This window comes from Gilliamella sp. CG13 (assembly GCF_046635805.1).
Classification (GTDB): domain Bacteria; phylum Pseudomonadota; class Gammaproteobacteria; order Enterobacterales; family Orbaceae; genus Gilliamella; species Gilliamella apicola_I.
Window position 1 is genome coordinate 187,493 of the sequence record NZ_JBIDFM010000002.1, and the last position, 17,114, is coordinate 204,606.

Consider the following 17,114-nt stretch of genomic DNA (forward strand, 5'->3'; position numbering starts at 1 on the left):
TTTTTATTTGTTTCTATTGAACTATGACAATAAAAAATCAAATAAGTTCACTTTTAATTCGCTTGTTTACGAATAAAAGCAGGAATATCTAAAATCTTATTTTCTTCAAGCGGAGAAATTGCTTGTTCATTCACTACTTTAGCTAATTTCTCTTCTTGTTGACCCAAATTGTTATTTTGGCTAAACAATGAGTTTTGTTGAATTGGTTTGGTTATTTTCGCTTCAGGACGTTTATCCATACCAATACCCGTTGCAACCACAGTAACACGAATTTCATCTGACATATCTGGATCGAAAGTTGTACCAACAACTACTGTTGCATTATCAGAAGCAAAAGCTCTTACCGTGCTACCCACTGTTTCAAACTCTTCCAAACCAAGATCCAAACCAGCGGTTACATTAACTAATACACCACGCGCACCAGATAAGTCGATGTCTTCAAGTAGTGGACTTGAAATAGCCATTTCAGCCGCCTCTTCAGCTCGATTATCGCCACTTGCACGTCCAGAACCCATCATAGCATATCCCATCTCTGACATCACTGTTCTAACGTCAGCAAAGTCAACATTGATATGTCCTGGTTTGGTGATTAATTCTGCGATACCTTGCACAGCACCTTTTAATACGCCATTTGCTGCGGCAAATGCATCTAATAGTTTAACACCACGACCTAAAACTTTTAACAATTTATCATTTGGTATAGTAATAAGTGAATCGACGTGTTTTGCTAACTCAGCGATGCCTTGTTCAGCAAAAGCCATACGCTTTTTACCTTCAAATCCAAATGGTTTAGTCACAACAGCAACCGTCAAAATACCCAATTCTTTAGCAATTTCGGCAACAACTGGAGCAGCGCCCGTACCTGTGCCACCGCCCATACCAGCGGCAATAAACACCATATCAGCACCTTCAATTGCACTGCGGATGACCTCACGATCTTCCTCGGCAGAGTTTCTACCCACTTCCGGATTAGCACCTGCACCAAGACCTTTAGTCACATTCGTGCCGATTTGGATAGTTTGACCTACCTTAATTCTTTTCAATGCTTGCGCATCAGTATTTGCCGCAAAAAATTCAACACCTTCAATATGCTCAGCAATCATATGTTCGACAGCATTACCACCGCCACCACCGACACCAATAACTTTAATGACTGCTGCTGGTTCATCATCTGCAACCATAGGCTCAAACATAACTTATCTCCAAATATACGATCTAAGGACATTGTACATATAACCGCCAACAATGTCCACGAAGTTCTTGAAATATATTAGCTAAAATTCTTTTTTAAACCAACCGGTCAATCGTTTAGCTATCCCTTTTAATGATGACTTATGATTATCTTTGCCATCATCACTTAATAAACTTTGTTTCCCGTAATGTAATAATCCTACTGTCGTTGAACAATAAGGCTTTTGTACATAATCAGTTAATCCTGAAATATTTAACGGCTGTCCTACACGAACTTGATTTTGAAAAACTTTTTCAGCACACTCCACCATTCCTTTTATTTGTGCTGCACCACCAGTTAATACTATACCTGCAGCTAATTGATATTTTACATTTTGTTTTTTTAATTCATCTTGTAGTGATAATAATTCTTTTTGTACTAACGATAATAATTCTGAATAGCGAGGTTCAATGACATCAGCCAGTGTTTGACGTTGTAAAGAACGAGATGGTCGACCACCGACACTTGGCACATCAATAACTTCATCTTTACCAATTAATGAACCAACAGCACATCCATAACGAATTTTGATATTTTCAGCATCCATTGGAGGAGCACCAAATGCATAAGCGATATCGCTCGTCACGACATTTCCTGCATAGGGGATGACAACTGAATGACGTAATGCTCCGCCTGTGTAAACTGTCACATCCATCGTTCCACCACCAATATCAATGACACAAACCCCTAACTCTTTTTCATCATCAGTTAATACTGCATAGCTTGATGCTAACCCCGAAAAAATAAGCTGATCAACTTTCAATCCACAACGTTCAACTGCTTTTACTATATTCCTTGCCATATCATTATGACAAGTGACTAAATGCACTTTCGCTTTCATCCGAACGCCAGATAATCCTATTGGATTTTTAATTCCTTCTTGCAAGTCAATGGAATATTCTTGCGCAATTACATGTAATATTCTGTGTTCATCTAGTATTCTTACTGATTTGGCAGTATGAACAACATTCTCAACATCTTCGGCAGTCACTTCTTCATCGGCAATTGGCACCATGCCTATCTCATTTTGACAACGTATGTGTTTGCCAGAAAGACTTAAATAAACAGAGGAAATCTGGCAATCAGCCATCAATTCAGCTTGATCAATTGCACGTTGGATTGATTTAACTACAGACTCAAGATCGTTTACACCACCTTTATCAACCCCCTTTGATGGGCAATGTCCAACGCCGATGATATTGACAATACCATCGGGAAGAACTTCGCCAACAAGAGCGAGTACTTTTGATGTACCTACTTCTAGTCCAACCACCAATTTTTTTTCTGTTGCTTTCATATTTCAGCCTTAAATTATTCCCTACTGAGCCATTTTTTCTCTTTGTACTGAAATGCCATTCTCATAACGTAAATCAGCGACCGTTATTCTTTCATCAGCTGGTATTCTTGATTGAATTTCAGGAAATAATTTGATAAATCGTTGATAACGTTGTTCGATATGTTCGTTACCTAACATCAATTTTATTTCATGATTTTCTTCACAAAAATCGGCTATACACTGTTTCACCATTAGCTGCCAAGCATTTCGCTCATCAGCTATCGCAGATTGAATATGCAAAGCTAATTGATTACTAGCTAATTTTTTTGAAAGATCATCTAATTTATAATACGTTTCTAATACTGGTTTTGCTTTACCTTCCGGACCATAAAGTCTGGGTAATTTTAACTCGCCAATACGATCTAGCGGCACACTAAATACATTTCCATTTTTATCTAGTAAAAATAAATCATTCCAATAAAAGACCGGTTTGTACTCTTCGACATAAACAATTAATTTATCTGGCCATTGCTTACGTACACTAACCTGCTTTACCCACGGAAATCTTAATATTTCTTGTTGTATATCATTTACATCTTGACCAATATAAGTATTAGGTAACCCTAATCCCAGAATCGCTTGTCTAAGGTCATCTTCGGTCGTATAAGTGTATTCGCCACTAAAATTTAATTGTGACAATACCATCTGCTCTGGATCATCCATCCAATTTTTAACACTTTGAATGACCCAAACGCTAATAACGATAATTGTTAGTAGAAACAAAAAGCCAATCAACTGCTCTTTGCTACTAAAAATAAGCAAGCGCCTAGTTTTTAGGTTTTCCCTTCTATGAGCGGCTTGCCGAATTTGTTTCATAAAATAAGGCCAGTTATATTGTTGCTGAATTCAAGATTCGACTAACAAGCTCTTTAAATGACCAGCCATGTTGTTTTGCAGCCATGGGAACTAAACTATGATCTGTCATTCCTGGTGCGGTATTAACTTCTAACAAATAAGGGATTTGATTAGCATCAAACATAATATCAACTCGTCCCCAACCTCGGCAGCCAACCGCTTTATAAGCATCAAGTGCTAACTTACGGATCTCTTGCTCTTTTTCATCAGATAATCCACTTGGGCAAAAATACTGCGTAGAATCTGACAAATATTTTGCATCGTAATCATAAAACTTTGTCGCCGGTTTGATATGAATTGACGGTAAAACGTCTTCTCCAACAATAGCAACGGTAAATTCTGATCCAGATAAAAATGATTCAACCATAACAGAATTATCATATTTAAAAGCATGTTCGAGAGCTGTCTTAAGCTCATTAGCGTGATTAACTCGCGTCATTCCTACACTTGAACCTTCATGACTTGGTTTTACAAATAGAGGAAGCCCAAGCTTTTGCACAATGGCATCAGTATCAATTGAGCAGCTCTTTTCTACCATAACATAATCAGCAACTGGTAAACCTAGTGCTTTCCAAACTAATTTAGTTTTTAACTTGTCCATAGTTAGTGCAGACGATAAAACATCACTACCGGTATAAGGAATATTTTGATAAGTCAAAATTGCTTGAACAATACCATCTTCACCACCACGGCCATGAAGAATGACAAATGCTTTAGTAAAGCCATCTTCTTTTAAGTTGGTAATTGGTTGATCTTTAGTATCTATAAGATGGGCATCAACTCCACTAGCCAATAATCCTGCTAGTACAGCTTGACCTGATTTAAGCGATACTTCTCGCTCTGCAGATGTTCCACCATACAATACCGCAACTTTATCAATCATTATAGACCTTCTCCTGAAAAAATTTGAGCATCGGCTAACTGACGTGCAATACGACCTACACTACCCGCGCCTTGAGTTAATAACAGATCTCCACCTTTTAAAATTTCTTTCATCATTTCAGGTAAGAGATCTAAATCTGAAACATAAATCGGATCCACTTTGCCCCGATTACGAATTGAACGGCACAAAGAACGACTATCTGCTCCGGCAATCGGTTGCTCACCAGCAGAATAGACGTCTAACATTACAAGCGCATCAACCTGAGATAGCACTTGAGCAAAATCATCAAATAAATCACGAGTACGTGTATATCGATGAGGTTGGAATAGCATAACTAAACGACGACCCGGCCAACCATTTTTAGCCGCTTGTATCGTTGCATTAACTTCACTTGGATGATGACCATAGTCATCAACCATCATAATGTCTTTACCATTAGCATGCGGAAAAACGCCTAGTAAATCAAAACGCCGACTTGTACCAGCAAATTTTGCCAATGCATTAATGATCGATTGATCATCTATGCCATCTTCAGTCGCTGCAATAATTGCGGCCGCTGAATTTAAAGCATTATGTTTACCGGGTGCATTTAATTCGATTTCTAAATCATTACGATCTGGACGACACACAGTGTAGTAACTGACGCCTCGTTCTTGGCGATAATTTTTAATTACCACATCCGCTTCTTCACTAAAACCGTAAGTAATAATTTTACGTCCAACAATCGGTAATAATTCACGATTAATTGGATCGTCATAACACATCACCGCTAGACCATAAAAAGGTAAATTACGCAAAAAAGAGATGAATGTTTGTTTAAGATTTTCCACACTACCTTGATAGGTGTCCATATGATCTGGTTCAATATTGGTAACAATAGAAACCATAGGTTGTAAGTGTAAAAATGAAGCATCACTTTCATCTGCTTCAGCAATAAAATAACGGCTACTACCTAATTTAGCATGCGTGCCTGCCGCTTTAACTAAACCGCCATTAACGAACGTTGGATCAAGTTTCGCTTCGGCATAAATAGCGGTGACCATGGCGGTTGTCGTTGTTTTACCATGTGTACCCGCAATAGCGATACCATATCGGAAACGCATAAGCTCGGCTAACATTTCAGCCCGCTGAATAACAGGAATACGAGCTTCCCGCGCTGCTACAACTTCAATATTATCTTGTGAAATTGCGGAAGAGATTACGACAACGCTTGAATTAATCACATTTTCAGCTGCATGACCAATCACAATTTTCGCACCTAATTTTTTTAGATGCTCAGTAACAGCATTTTCTGCAATATCTGAGCCACTAATTTCGTAACCTTCATTAGCAAGAACTTCAGCAATTCCTCCCATACCTGCGCCACCAATACCCACAAAATGGATATGTTTGACACGTTTCATTTGAGGAATAATTGCTCTTAATTCTGCTAATTCCTTTGTATTCACAATCTAACTCCTAAATATTCTGTAGTTGAGTATTTTGTTTATTTTTTATTGAGCTTTTTTAATTTTGTAAAATTCTAATTATGCATTTTAAGCTATTATTATCTAAACATTGATCTAACCTGCAACATCTTGACACGATTATTACATAAAGTTATATCAAAAACTAATTATTTTATCACTGATTTTATCGTATCTGCCACTCTTTCGGTAGAATTTGTAATAGATAGACTTTTCGCCTTAACCGCCATTTCGATTAATTTATCTCTATTTAAATTTCTTAACACACTCATCAATGATTCGCTATTAAAGTCAGGTTGTTCAATAATCTTTGCAGCATCAATATCTGAAAGCGATTTAGCATTCCAAAATTGTTGGCGATCTTTATGCATAAAAGGGACAAAAATCGCACCAATGCCGACAACTTCGATTTCACTTACCGTTAATGCCCCACTGCGACAAATCACAATATCCGCCCAACGATAGGCTTCTGCTACATCAGTAATAAATTCAGTCACTTTATTTTTTGTCATATCACAATCTTGATAGGCTCGCATAACAGGTTCTAGCATGCCTTTTCCTGTTTGATGCCAAACAACAAATTTATCGGATAATTTTGTCATTACCTGAGGAACAACATCATTGAGTACTTTTGCCCCTTGACTTCCGCCCATTACTAAAACTCTAATTGGTTCTTGACGATTTTCAAAACGTTCGTTAGGTTCAGCAATAGTTAATAAATCGTCACGAACAGGATTTCCTACTACTTCAGCTTTTGGAAAAGCTGTCGGAAATGCTTGTAAAACTTTAGTTGCAATTTTTGCAAGCCACTTATTAGTTAACCCTGCTACACCATTTTGCTCATGTAATACGACAGGAATTCCTAATGTCTTCGCTGCAATGCCACCCGGCCCAGACACATACCCTCCCATACCAAGTACAACATCCGGTTGATAAGTTTTTAAGATTTTTCTGGCTTGTAGAACCGCTTTTAAGATTTTATAAGGTGCTTTTAGCATTGCAGCAATTCCTTTACCGCGTAGACCTGATATTTCTATAAAATCAATCTCGATGCCATTTTCAGGGACTAAATGCGCTTCCATTCGATCTGCTGTGCCAAGCCATCTGACTTGCCAGCCTTGTTTCATTAAATAATGCGCAACGGCAATACCTGGAAAAACATGTCCACCTGTACCACCTGCCATAACTAATAATTTTTTCATTACTTTATTGACCTTATTCTTGCTTGGGCTTGTTGTTGTCTAAATTCAAAATCGATTCTAAGTAGGATCGCCACAGCCACACTCATTACAATTAAACTCGATCCACCATAGCTAATGAAAGGTAACGTTAATCCCTTAGTAGGTAACATTCCAGATGTTACCCCCACATTAACAAAGGTTTGAAAACCAAACCAAATACCGATTTGGCAAGCTAAATAGCCAGAAAATTGTAATCCTTCATTTAATGCTCGATACCCAATCGCCAATCCCTTAAAAGCCAGAGAAAAAAGTAATGTCAGCAGGAAAATGACGCCAAGATAACCAAATTCTTCCGAAATAATAGCGAAAATAAAATCGGTATGGCGTTCAGGTAAATAACCTAATTTCAGAATCGAGTTACCCATTCCTTGCCCAGCAAATCCTCCATTACCAATTGCTATTAATGAATTCACTAACTGGTAACCTACACCATTAGCATCTTCCCAAGGATTAAGAAATGTTAATAACCGTTTTAAACGGTATGATTCAAATAATATTAAACTGACAACCGCTGCAACACCTGTCGATAAAATAGCGATAAATTGCCACAACTTTGCACCAGCGATAAATAGAATTCCGATAGTAACAATAAATAATACAATTACTGTGCCTAGATCGGGTTGAAGTAATAGCAAAATGGAAAGCACAGCCATAACGACCATTGGCTTAAAAAAGCCCCAAAATCCATTTTGTACTTCATCTGACTTTCGAGTCAAATAACTTGCTAAAAATACAAATAAAGCCAATTTAGCAAGCTCTGCCGGTTGAAAGTTAAAAACGCCTAGCGGAATCCATCTTGCAGCGCCATTAATGGAAGACCCCACGCCTAAAACAGCAACAAGCATGATAATTGTCATAATGAGTAATACTGTTCCAAATTGCTGCCAACGTTTCATTGGGATCGATAAGGTTATACACATTAAAACAAGTGAAATACCCAGCTGTATGAGTTCACGCTGAGTATAGAAAAAAGGATTATTATCATTCGATGACATTGATGCTGATGTCACCATAACTAATCCGAATATCATCAATCCAAATACCGTCCAAAGCAATTGATTATCAAAAGGGACGTGAGGATTAACTTGCTTTTTTATAGCCAACGAAATCATTTTTCACTCCTTTGCGCATATTGTTTAGCCAGAAGTGCAAATTGATTTCCTCGCTCTATATAGTTTTTAAATTGGTCTAAACTTGCACAAGCTGGTGAGAGTAAAACAATATCGTTAGCCTCTACTTTTTGAGCGATTATTTGCATAGCCTCAGCTAATGTCGCAGTCATTGTTGTGATTTTGGGTGCTAATTTTGCTAATAACTCACGATCTCGACCAAAACAAAAAATCTCAAGATGACTATTTTTTAGATATGGAATTAATGGAGAAAAATCAGCTGATTTTCCATCACCACCAAGCAATAAAAATAATTTTCCATGACATACGACACTTTTTAAAGCAGCTTCCGTACTACCTACATTGGTTGCTTTAGAATCATTAATCCATTTGACCCCATTTTGTTCCAAAACTAATTCAAAACGATGAGGTAAACCATGAAAGTTGGCTATTGTTGCTAAACTAGATTGTCGTGATATTGATAATTTATCTGCAATAGCTAATGCTGCTAACGCATTGAGATAATTGTGGCTTCCCGTTAGTTTCATTGTGTTAGTCGATAAAACGGGCTTTTCCTGCGCAATCAAATGTGCATAATCATCATCCAGATGATAATCGCCTGAATGTAAGCCAAATAACACATTATGACTATCTTTTTCTTTTGGAAAAGTTAGTTTATCATCATGATTTACAACACAGTATTTTGCATTCACATAAATTCGTTGTTTAGCCTCTACATATTGTTTGAGTCCTAAAGGATACCTATCCATATGATCTTCTGAGATATTCAAAATCGTTGCAACCGTTGCATGCAAACTGTGCGTGGTTTCAAGCTGAAAGCTAGACAGCTCAAGTACGTACACATCGCAATCTTGAGCCAGTAAAGATAGTGCAGGTTGACCTATATTGCCACCGACACCCACTTTGATACCTGCAGACTTAACAATTTCACCAACTAATGTCGTCACCGTCGTTTTGCCATTAGCGCCTGTGATTGCCACAATCTTTTTATTAGGTAGTTGATTAACTTCACGACAAAAAAGCTCTATATCGCCAATGATTTCGATACCTTTATCGGCAGCTTGTTTGAGTTCAGGGGTTGATAAAGCGATACCAGGGCTAACAATTATTAAATCAGCATCGAATAGCCAATCGACATTTAAATCGCCTAAATGATAGGCAACTCGTTGATCCAGTTGTTCTAATCCTGAAGGTAATAAACGAGTATCAATTACTTTAGGAATAACATTTTGCGCAAGAAAATAGTCAACACAAGAAAGCCCTGTGACACCTAACCCAATGATAACAACATTTTTACCCTGATAGCGAATCATGATTCAATCCTGATTTAATTTAATTAACGTAATTTCAAGGTTAATAAACCAATTAAGACGAGCATTAACGAAATAATCCAAAAACGTACAATAACTCGAGGTTCTGGCCACCCTTTTAATTCATAATGATGATGAATTGGAGCCATTCTAAAAATTCGTTTGCCACGCAATTTAAATGAACCTACTTGTAAAATGACAGATAGGGTTTCAATAACAAATATTCCCCCCATAATGAGTAATAAAAATTCTTGGCGTAAAAGTACGGCGATAATTCCAAGTACTCCACCTAAAGCCAATGAACCGACATCACCCATAAATACCATTGCGGGATAAGTGTTAAACCATAAAAAGCCAAGCCCTGCACCAATGATAGCAGTACAGACAATCATTAATTCACCACTAAATTTGATATAAGGTATATGCAAATATTCTGCAATAATTGTATTCCCTGTCGCCCACGATACCAGCGCTAAGCCCGCTGCCACAAATACCGTTGGCATAATTGCAAGTCCATCAAGTCCATCCGTTAAATTAACAGCATTACCTGACCCAACAATCACAACATAAGTGAGTAAAATAAATACTAATCCCAACTGAGGCATGACATCTTTAAAAAAAGGGACAACCAACACGGTTACTGAGCTATCTTTTCCATATACATAAAGGCCAAAGGCAACAATAAATGCAATAACAGATTGCCAAAAATATTTCCATCTAGCGATAAGACCTGCCGTGTTTTTTCGAATAACTTTTAAGTAGTCATCAGTAAAGCCAATAATGGCATAACCAATCAGGACAAATAACGCCACCCAAACATAAGGATTACGTAAATCTGCCCAAAGAAATACTGATAACGAAATCGACGCAACGATTAGCGTCCCGCCCATTGTTGGCGTTCCTTTTTTGCTTAAATGGGATTCCGGTCCATCATTACGTATTACTTGTCCAATTTGTAATTTTTGTAACCAATCAATGACTTTTTGCCCCATTATTAACGATATCGTTAGCGAGGTTAATAGACCCAAAATAGCTCTTACGGTTAAATAAGAAAATACATTAAAAAAGGTAAAATATTTCACTAAATATTCTGATATCCAAACCAACATAATTTTAATCCTAATTTATTTTTTGTTGTTTAATTAGTTCTATAACGTCTTCCATTTTAGCACTGCGAGAACCTTTAACTAGCATGGTTAAGGTTGGATACTGACGCAATAACGTTATAAGGTAATCTGCTGCATCTTGTTTATTATAAAAATGATGACCGACTTCACTTGCTTGGCTAATGAATTGGCTCAATTTACCGACACTGACAACACAATCAAGTTTTTGTTGTTTAGCTAATGTGCCAATTTGTTGATGATATTTTTGAGCGTCTTGCCCTAATTCACCCATATCGCCAACGACGAAAACTTTATAGCCCGATTGTTTTGCCAGAACATTAATTGCAGCAGACATTGAACCCACATTGGCGTTATAAGTGTCATCCCAAATTAATTGATTTTGGTTTAATTTAATCGGGAAAAGCCTTCCTTTAACTGGTTTTAATGTTGATAATCCTTGTTGAATGCAATCTAAGCTTGCTCCGACAGAAATCGCTAAAGCTGAAGCTGCAATTGCATTTGAAACATTGTGTAACCCTATTAATGGTAATTGGATTTCGCATTCACCAAACGGTGTATGTAATTTAAATGTGGTCACATCTGCCATTTTAATATGACTTGCATAGAAATTGGCTAATGGATTCTCTAATGAAAAAGTCCAAACAGTTTTATCTGTTAATTGCTCAAACCATTTATCTGAACAGCTATCTAAATTGATGATAGCAATACCATCTTTAGTCAATCCTTCAAAAATTTCACCTTTTGCGGTAGCGACACCTTCAAGTGAACCAAAACCTTCAATATGCGCTTCTGCAATATTATTAATTAATGCTGTTTGTGGATGAACTAACTGAGTTGTATAAGCAATTTCACCAATATGATTAGCACCTAGTTCTATCACAGCAAATTGATCATCTTTTGTTAATCTCAATAGTGTTAATGGTACGCCAATGTCATTATTGTAATTACCTTGAGTATAAAGCGTTGTTCCACAATTTTGTAGAATGGCTGCCGTCATTTCTTTAACTGACGTTTTACCCGATGATCCGGTCAAGGCAACAATTTTAGCGGAACTTTGTTGACGAATAAAACCGGCAATTTGCCCCAACGCTTGACGTGTGTCTTTAACCACTATTTGTGGAATAGAATTATCCTCAATTGGGTGATTTACGATTACGGCAACGGCACCATCTTTAATTGCTTGTTCGGCAAAATGATGACCATCAAAATTCTCACCAACAAGTGCAATAAAAAGCGATTGTTTTGTAATTTTACGTGTATCAGTACTAATAACATCAATCATAAAATTACCGTCATGAATATTTAATAATTCACCGTCTACAATTGTTCTGATTTGCTTAATATTTAATGGAATCATGATTGATTCTCTACCCCTAAAAGCTGTTTCACTGTTTCTTGGTCTGAATAGTGATGTTTCGTGTGACCCACGATTTGGTAATCTTCATGACCTTTACCCGCAATTAATATCACATCATTTGGTTTAGCTTCTGAAAGTGCTTTTTTGATTGCTTGTACTCTGTCAGTAATAATCTGAACATTTGAATTATTGATGATACCTTGCTGAATATCATCAATAATTTTTGTTTCATCTTCTGTTCGTGGGTTATCATTCGTCAAAATAATTTTGTCAGCATATTGCGCAGCGATTTCTCCCATTAAAGGTCTTTTGCCTACATCTCTATCACCACCGCAACCAAAAATAACCCATAATGCACCTTTACAGTGAATACGACTTGCTTGGAGTGCTTTTTGTAAAGCATCTGGCGTGTGAGCATAATCCACAATAAATGTCGGGCTATTATTGGCATGTAAAACCTCCATTCGCCCACAAATAGGTTTGAGAAATGAAGCCATATTCACAACAGCGAAAAATGGGAAATCAAGCGTTAATAGCGTCGCTACACATAATAATAAATTTGAGACATTAAACTCACCCAGTAAACGACTGTGTATAATGGTATCGCCCCAACTAGAATGCATATGAATTTTGGCACCCTTATCATGATATTCAATCATCGACACACCAACATAAGGTATATTTAAGTTTTTTAATTTACTTAACGATTTGGGTTGACACGATACGGCTGTTACCTGAGAAAGCTTTTCAATCCAACGTTTCCCATAATTATCATCATAATTAATAATTGCTTTGCCTGCACTTTCGACTTGTCTTTCTTTATTATTAGGCGTAAATAACGACCATTTTGACTTAGCGTATTTACCCATTGTTTTGTGATAATCAAGATGATCTCGACTTAAATTAGTAAAAACTGTTGCAGCAAACGTAACACCTTTGACACGATTCATCACTAAACCATGCGAAGAAATTTCCATGGAAACCACTTTGACATGTTTTTTAACAAAATCGGCTAAATATGTTTGAATTTCAACGGATGAAGCCGTTGTATTGTTTGACGGTTGAAGATGATTATAGATCCCATTTCCAATCGTTCCTAAAAGTGCAACTTTCTGATTTAACAGATTAACGCATTGGGCAATAAGCTGAGTGACTGTCGTTTTACCATTAGTACCTGTCACACCAATAACAGATAATTTTTTAGAAGGTGAATGGTAAAAATGATCGGCAATGCTAGAAAGTTTTTTAGATAGTTGAAAAACTTTAACCTGAGGAATATTTCTTTTTCCATGCTTGATATAATTGATACGTAAATCATCAGATTTTCTATTTGTTTCAATTAATATAGTCACCGCACCAGCTTCTAAAGCTTGAGGAATGAATGATTTACCATCAACGACATTTCCCTTGATAGCGACAAACACATCATTTTTATTTACCATACGGCTATCAATACATATATGATTGAGCGAAAAATCTTTGATCGCTTGATCTTTGTTTCCACCTAATAAACTAAATAAAGTTTTAAATGTGCATGTAGCCATTAATACCACCTATCAATAAATAATCATTTGGCCATCAACTTGGCGATCTGGTTTGACATTCATAGTTCTTAAAACTCCCCCCATAATTCGGCTGAAAACAGGTGCTGATACAGAGCCACCGTAATACTGACCCGCTTTAGGATTATCAATCACAACAACCAGAGAATATTTTGGTGCTGTTGCTGGCGCAATGCCTGCTGTATAGGCTAAATATTGATTAACATAGCGCCCACCAGATAATTTTTTTGCCGTACCAGTTTTAACAGCAACACTATAGCCTGGTACAGAAGCTTTTGTACCACCACCAGTGACAGCAACAGCTTCCATTAATTGGACAACCGTTTTAGCAATTTTTTCGGGTACAACTCGTTCACCTTGCACTGGTTCAGTGACTTTTAATATCGAAACAGGTCGATAAATCCCATAATTCCCGATAGTTGCATACGCTCTTGCTAATTGTAATGGCGTGACACTTAAACCATAACCAAAAGAAAAGGTAGCTCGTTCAATATCCGCCCATTTTCGTGCTCTATCTGCTGCAATTGAACCACTGACTTCACCGCCTAAACCCAGTGATGTGGGTTGTCCCAACCCGAAACGACTATAATATTCAACTAGTTCGGCGGGTTGCATTTGTAATGCGAGTTTACTGACACCAACATTACTTGATTTTTCTAAAATTCCTGCCAAATTCAGGGATTTTTGATATGACACATCTTTGATTTCATAGCGATTGACATAAAAAGGTCTGGTATCAACTATCGTATTAAGATCTGCAATCTTTTTTTCTAAAGCGGCCATTACAACCAGCGGTTTTACGGTCGAACCCGGTTCAAATGCATCAGTAACCGCACGATTTCGCAATGAATTATAATTAATTGATGATCGATTATTTGGGTTATACGATGGACTTGTTGCCATCGCTAAAATCTCCCCTGTATGAACATCAACTAAGACCGCAGTACCACTGTCAGCTTTGTTAAACTCAACAGCCTGACTAAGCTCGCTGTAAACCAAAGACTGTAAGCGTTCATCAATACTCAATACTAAATCCGATGCCTTTTCACTCTCAGTGCGCTCTAATTCCTCAATGACGCGTCCAAATCTATCTCGTCTTATTATTCGTTGACCCGATTCACCGGTTAACCATTTGTTATAACTTTTTTCAATCCCTTCTGAGCCTTTCTCATTACGGTTTTCATCGGTATCCGTTAAACCGATTAATTGGGCAATACTTTCAGCTGCCGGGTAAAAACGCTTCGAGGTCTTAGCAAATGCAACTCCCGGTAACTTTAACTTTTTCAAATAATCCGATATTGTTGGCGTAACTTGTCTGGATAAATAAACAAATCGCATCGATGGATTACTTAATTTTTGCTCCAGTATGGCTATTGGTATATTTAATGCTTTTGCTAATCCTTGCCATCTTGCATCATTCGTATTCACGCCACCTTTTTGAATAACTAATTTTGGATCAGCCCAAACATCATACATCGGTACACTCACGGCCAATGCTCGCCCGTTACGATCAGTTATCATAGCCCTTGGCGCATCCATATCCTGACGACGTAAAGAACGTTTATTACCTTCAGCAATCAGTTTATCAGGATGAATGATTTGTAAAATTGCCATTTGAATAATAAGCGCAATAATGGCAGCAATAATTAAACTGTAGACAACATAAAATCGCCCGGGTGCAAAAAACTGCTTTTTACTATTCAATTTATTAGTTTTAACCGCTTTCTTGTTTTTAGTGAGAATTTTCATTATTTACTCTTTATCACTATCACGGTTTCATTTTCAGGAGTCACGTAAGACATCCCTAGTTGATTTTTAGCTTTAGCTTCTACGCGTTTTGGATCGGCAAGTACATTTTCTTCGATAACTAAATTACGCCATTCACTTTCTAATACATCTTGCTCTAACAAAAGTTGCTCACGTTCAAATAACTGCTTGCGAACTTGTTGCGTTGTAATTAGTACTGCACCAGCTGATACGACAATCAGTAACAATAGAAATAAGGACATTTTTTGATGACCAAATAAATCACCAATAATTAAGCCAAACAAGCTTTTATTCGGTTTTCTTTGACTATCTACTTCAACGTAGATATTGTCTTGATAACTTTCACTGTTTGGGTTAGTGTTCATTTTTCTTTTCTGCTATCCTCAGTATTGCGCTTCGAGCACGTGGATTATGATCAATTTCATTAGGACTTGGTTTAACTTTTCCAAGTGACTTTAATTTAGCGCTGCCATATTGTTTTATTTGTTGCTCTGTTAGTGGCAATCCCGCTGGTAAAACAGGACCTTTACTTTGTTTATTTATAAACTGTTTCACAATTCTATCTTCTAAAGAATGAAAGCTAATCACAGCAAGTCTTCCTTCATTCGCAAGAATTGACAGACTATTATTTAACGCATGTTCTACTTCTTCTAATTCGCTATTAATATAGATACGAATGGCCTGAAAGCTACGTGTTGCAGGATGTTTATTTTTATCTTTTCTTGGTGTCGCTTTTTCAATGATATTCGCCAATTCCAATGTTCGGGTTATAGGCGAAACTTTATTCTGTTCAACAATTGCTTTTGCGATTCGTTTCGCAAATTTTTCTTCGCCAAAAGTTTTTAACACCCAAGCTATATCATCTTCATCACTTTTAAGTAACCATTCACTTGCGGTCAAACCCTGATGAATATTCATACGCATATCGAGAGGGCCATCACGCATAAAAGAAAAACCCCGTTCAGGGTCATCCAGTTGTGGCGAAGATACCCCCAAATCTAATAAAAAACCATCTATCTGACCTAATAGACTTAAATTATCAATGTATTGATATACATTGGAAAATTCTCCTCGAATAAAAGTAAATCTAGGGTCAACAATTTTTTTTGCTGCTAATTCAGCTCGTTCATCACGGTCAATAGCGATTAATCTACCTTGTTCGCCAAGTTGTTCAAGTATGAGACGTGAATGTCCACCTCGTCCAAAGGTTCCATCAACATAGATGCCATCTTTTTTAATATTTAGTGCGTCTATCGCTTCGTTCAATAAAACTGTAGTATGTTGATAATCCATCAATTTTTACTCATATTAAATTGTTAAACTTTTCAAATTACTGGATAAGTTTTCCATATCGGTTGGCAAAGCGGCAATGTCCTCACCAATTTGTTGATACCATATTCCTTCATCCCAGATTTCAAATTTATTGGATTGTCCAACAAACATTGTCAGTTTTTCTAGCTTAGCGTAGGTACGTAACGTTTGTGGTAATAATATTCGACCGGAATTATCCATTGAACACTCGGTTGCATAACCTAATAATAGGCGTTTGATCCTTCGTTCCGCTTCGACAATAGAGGATAAAGTCGAAAGTTGTTGTTCAATCATTTTCCACTCAGTCATCGAATAAAGGGCAAGACAAGGATGATATAAACCAATTGTGCATACCATGCCTTCAGACAATAATTCCCGATAGCGAGTGGGGATAGCCATTCGCCCTTTACTATCGATATTGACTGAAATTGCACCACTAAACATTCAAGCGCCCTTATTCATGAAAATTTTGCTAATTTTTATTTGTTATAAATCAAAATATTAAATAATTTGTACTTTATTACCACTTTATCCCACT

The 17,114-nt window shown here is 37.0% G+C and carries 15 protein-coding genes; all 15 read right to left on the reverse strand.

Features of this window, described 5'->3' with window-relative positions:
• Positions 1–53: 53 nt before the first annotated feature.
• The 15 genes from ftsZ to mraZ all read right to left on the reverse strand — a co-directional run bounded on the left by ftsZ (position 54) and on the right by mraZ (position 17,020).
• A complete protein-coding gene (gene ftsZ, locus ACGH6R_RS04845) occupies positions 54–1,193 on the reverse strand; it encodes a cell division protein FtsZ (protein ID WP_065558885.1) in 1,140 nt (379 codons plus the stop codon).
• Positions 1,194–1,274: 81 nt separating this feature from the next.
• On the reverse strand, positions 1,275–2,528 hold the full coding sequence (gene ftsA, locus ACGH6R_RS04850; protein WP_065558886.1) for a cell division protein FtsA: 1,254 nt from the start codon (positions 2,526–2,528) through the stop codon (positions 1,275–1,277).
• Between the two features lie 21 nt (positions 2,529–2,549).
• Positions 2,550–3,383, reverse strand: coding sequence for an FtsQ-type POTRA domain-containing protein (locus ACGH6R_RS04855; RefSeq protein ID WP_065558887.1), 834 nt, complete (start codon positions 3,381–3,383; stop codon positions 2,550–2,552).
• A 13-nt stretch (positions 3,384–3,396) separates the two neighbouring features.
• Complete coding sequence (locus ACGH6R_RS04860; protein WP_411599047.1) at positions 3,397–4,305, reverse strand: D-alanine--D-alanine ligase; 909 nt, start codon at positions 4,303–4,305, stop codon at positions 3,397–3,399.
• The gene (gene murC, locus ACGH6R_RS04865; RefSeq protein ID WP_411599049.1) at positions 4,305–5,753 is read right to left on the reverse strand and encodes a UDP-N-acetylmuramate--L-alanine ligase; all 1,449 of its coding nucleotides are present in this window, start codon (positions 5,751–5,753) and stop codon (positions 4,305–4,307) included. Before murC ends, ACGH6R_RS04860 begins: the two co-directional genes overlap by 1 nt.
• A 167-nt stretch (positions 5,754–5,920) precedes the next feature.
• A complete protein-coding gene (gene murG / locus ACGH6R_RS04870; RefSeq protein WP_267352339.1) occupies positions 5,921–6,973 on the reverse strand; it encodes an undecaprenyldiphospho-muramoylpentapeptide beta-N-acetylglucosaminyltransferase in 1,053 nt (350 codons plus the stop codon).
• A complete protein-coding gene (gene ftsW, locus ACGH6R_RS04875; protein ID WP_267352340.1) occupies positions 6,973–8,124 on the reverse strand; it encodes a cell division protein FtsW in 1,152 nt (383 codons plus the stop codon). Before ftsW ends, murG begins: the two co-directional genes overlap by 1 nt.
• Positions 8,121–9,455 (reverse strand): UDP-N-acetylmuramoyl-L-alanine--D-glutamate ligase, encoded by a 1,335-nt coding sequence (gene murD / locus ACGH6R_RS04880; protein ID WP_267352341.1) that lies wholly within the window; start codon positions 9,453–9,455, stop codon positions 8,121–8,123. The genes ftsW and murD overlap by 4 nt, the downstream gene beginning before the upstream one ends.
• A 23-nt stretch (positions 9,456–9,478) precedes the next feature.
• Entirely contained in the window at positions 9,479–10,561 is a 1,083-nt protein-coding gene (mraY, locus tag ACGH6R_RS04885; protein ID WP_267352342.1) for a phospho-N-acetylmuramoyl-pentapeptide-transferase, read from the reverse strand.
• Positions 10,562–10,571: 10 nt separating this feature from the next.
• Complete coding sequence (gene murF / locus ACGH6R_RS04890; RefSeq protein WP_411599050.1) at positions 10,572–11,936, reverse strand: UDP-N-acetylmuramoyl-tripeptide--D-alanyl-D-alanine ligase; 1,365 nt, start codon at positions 11,934–11,936, stop codon at positions 10,572–10,574.
• Positions 11,933–13,480, reverse strand: a complete 1,548-nt coding sequence (murE, locus tag ACGH6R_RS04895; protein WP_411599051.1) for a UDP-N-acetylmuramoyl-L-alanyl-D-glutamate--2,6-diaminopimelate ligase — start codon at positions 13,478–13,480, stop codon at positions 11,933–11,935. The genes murF and murE overlap by 4 nt, the downstream gene beginning before the upstream one ends.
• A 12-nt stretch (positions 13,481–13,492) precedes the next feature.
• Positions 13,493–15,247 carry a peptidoglycan glycosyltransferase FtsI gene (gene ftsI / locus ACGH6R_RS04900; protein ID WP_267361433.1) on the reverse strand — a complete coding sequence of 585 codons (1,755 nt, stop codon included), beginning with the start codon at positions 15,245–15,247 and terminating at the stop codon, positions 13,493–13,495.
• The gene (ftsL, locus tag ACGH6R_RS04905; RefSeq protein ID WP_267352346.1) at positions 15,247–15,630 is read right to left on the reverse strand and encodes a cell division protein FtsL; all 384 of its coding nucleotides are present in this window, start codon (positions 15,628–15,630) and stop codon (positions 15,247–15,249) included. Before ftsL ends, ftsI begins: the two co-directional genes overlap by 1 nt.
• Entirely contained in the window at positions 15,620–16,558 is a 939-nt protein-coding gene (gene rsmH / locus ACGH6R_RS04910) for a 16S rRNA (cytosine(1402)-N(4))-methyltransferase RsmH (RefSeq protein ID WP_411599052.1), read from the reverse strand. Before rsmH ends, ftsL begins: the two co-directional genes overlap by 11 nt.
• 15 nt (positions 16,559–16,573) lie before the next feature.
• The gene (gene mraZ, locus ACGH6R_RS04915; protein WP_065558897.1) at positions 16,574–17,020 is read right to left on the reverse strand and encodes a division/cell wall cluster transcriptional repressor MraZ; all 447 of its coding nucleotides are present in this window, start codon (positions 17,018–17,020) and stop codon (positions 16,574–16,576) included.
• Between the last annotated feature and the right edge of the window lie 94 nt (positions 17,021–17,114).

Excerpts from the sequence above, each read along its gene's own strand:
- murE (WP_411599051.1), bottom strand. The coding sequence starts at position 13,480 with ATGGCTACATGCACATTTAAAACTTTATTTAGTTTATTAGGTGGAAAC.
- ftsI (WP_267361433.1), bottom strand. The coding sequence starts at position 15,247 with ATGAAAATTCTCACTAAAAACAAGAAAGCGGTTAAAACTAATAAATTG.
- ftsL (WP_267352346.1), bottom strand. The coding sequence starts at position 15,630 with ATGAACACTAACCCAAACAGTGAAAGTTATCAAGACAATATCTACGTT.
- murG (WP_267352339.1), bottom strand. The coding sequence starts at position 6,973 with ATGAAAAAATTATTAGTTATGGCAGGTGGTACAGGTGGACATGTTTTT.
- ACGH6R_RS04855 (WP_065558887.1), bottom strand. The coding sequence starts at position 3,383 with ATGAAACAAATTCGGCAAGCCGCTCATAGAAGGGAAAACCTAAAAACT.
- murD (WP_267352341.1), bottom strand. The coding sequence starts at position 9,455 with ATGATTCGCTATCAGGGTAAAAATGTTGTTATCATTGGGTTAGGTGTC.
- ftsA (WP_065558886.1), bottom strand. The coding sequence starts at position 2,528 with ATGAAAGCAACAGAAAAAAAATTGGTGGTTGGACTAGAAGTAGGTACA.
- murF (WP_411599050.1), bottom strand. The coding sequence starts at position 11,936 with ATGATTCCATTAAATATTAAGCAAATCAGAACAATTGTAGACGGTGAA.
- ftsW (WP_267352340.1), bottom strand. The coding sequence starts at position 8,124 with ATGATTTCGTTGGCTATAAAAAAGCAAGTTAATCCTCACGTCCCTTTT.
- rsmH (WP_411599052.1), bottom strand. The coding sequence starts at position 16,558 with ATGGATTATCAACATACTACAGTTTTATTGAACGAAGCGATAGACGCA.
- ftsZ (WP_065558885.1), bottom strand. The coding sequence starts at position 1,193 with ATGTTTGAGCCTATGGTTGCAGATGATGAACCAGCAGCAGTCATTAAA.
- mraY (WP_267352342.1), bottom strand. The coding sequence starts at position 10,561 with ATGTTGGTTTGGATATCAGAATATTTAGTGAAATATTTTACCTTTTTT.
- mraZ (WP_065558897.1), bottom strand. The coding sequence starts at position 17,020 with ATGTTTAGTGGTGCAATTTCAGTCAATATCGATAGTAAAGGGCGAATG.
- ACGH6R_RS04860 (WP_411599047.1), bottom strand. The coding sequence starts at position 4,305 with ATGATTGATAAAGTTGCGGTATTGTATGGTGGAACATCTGCAGAGCGA.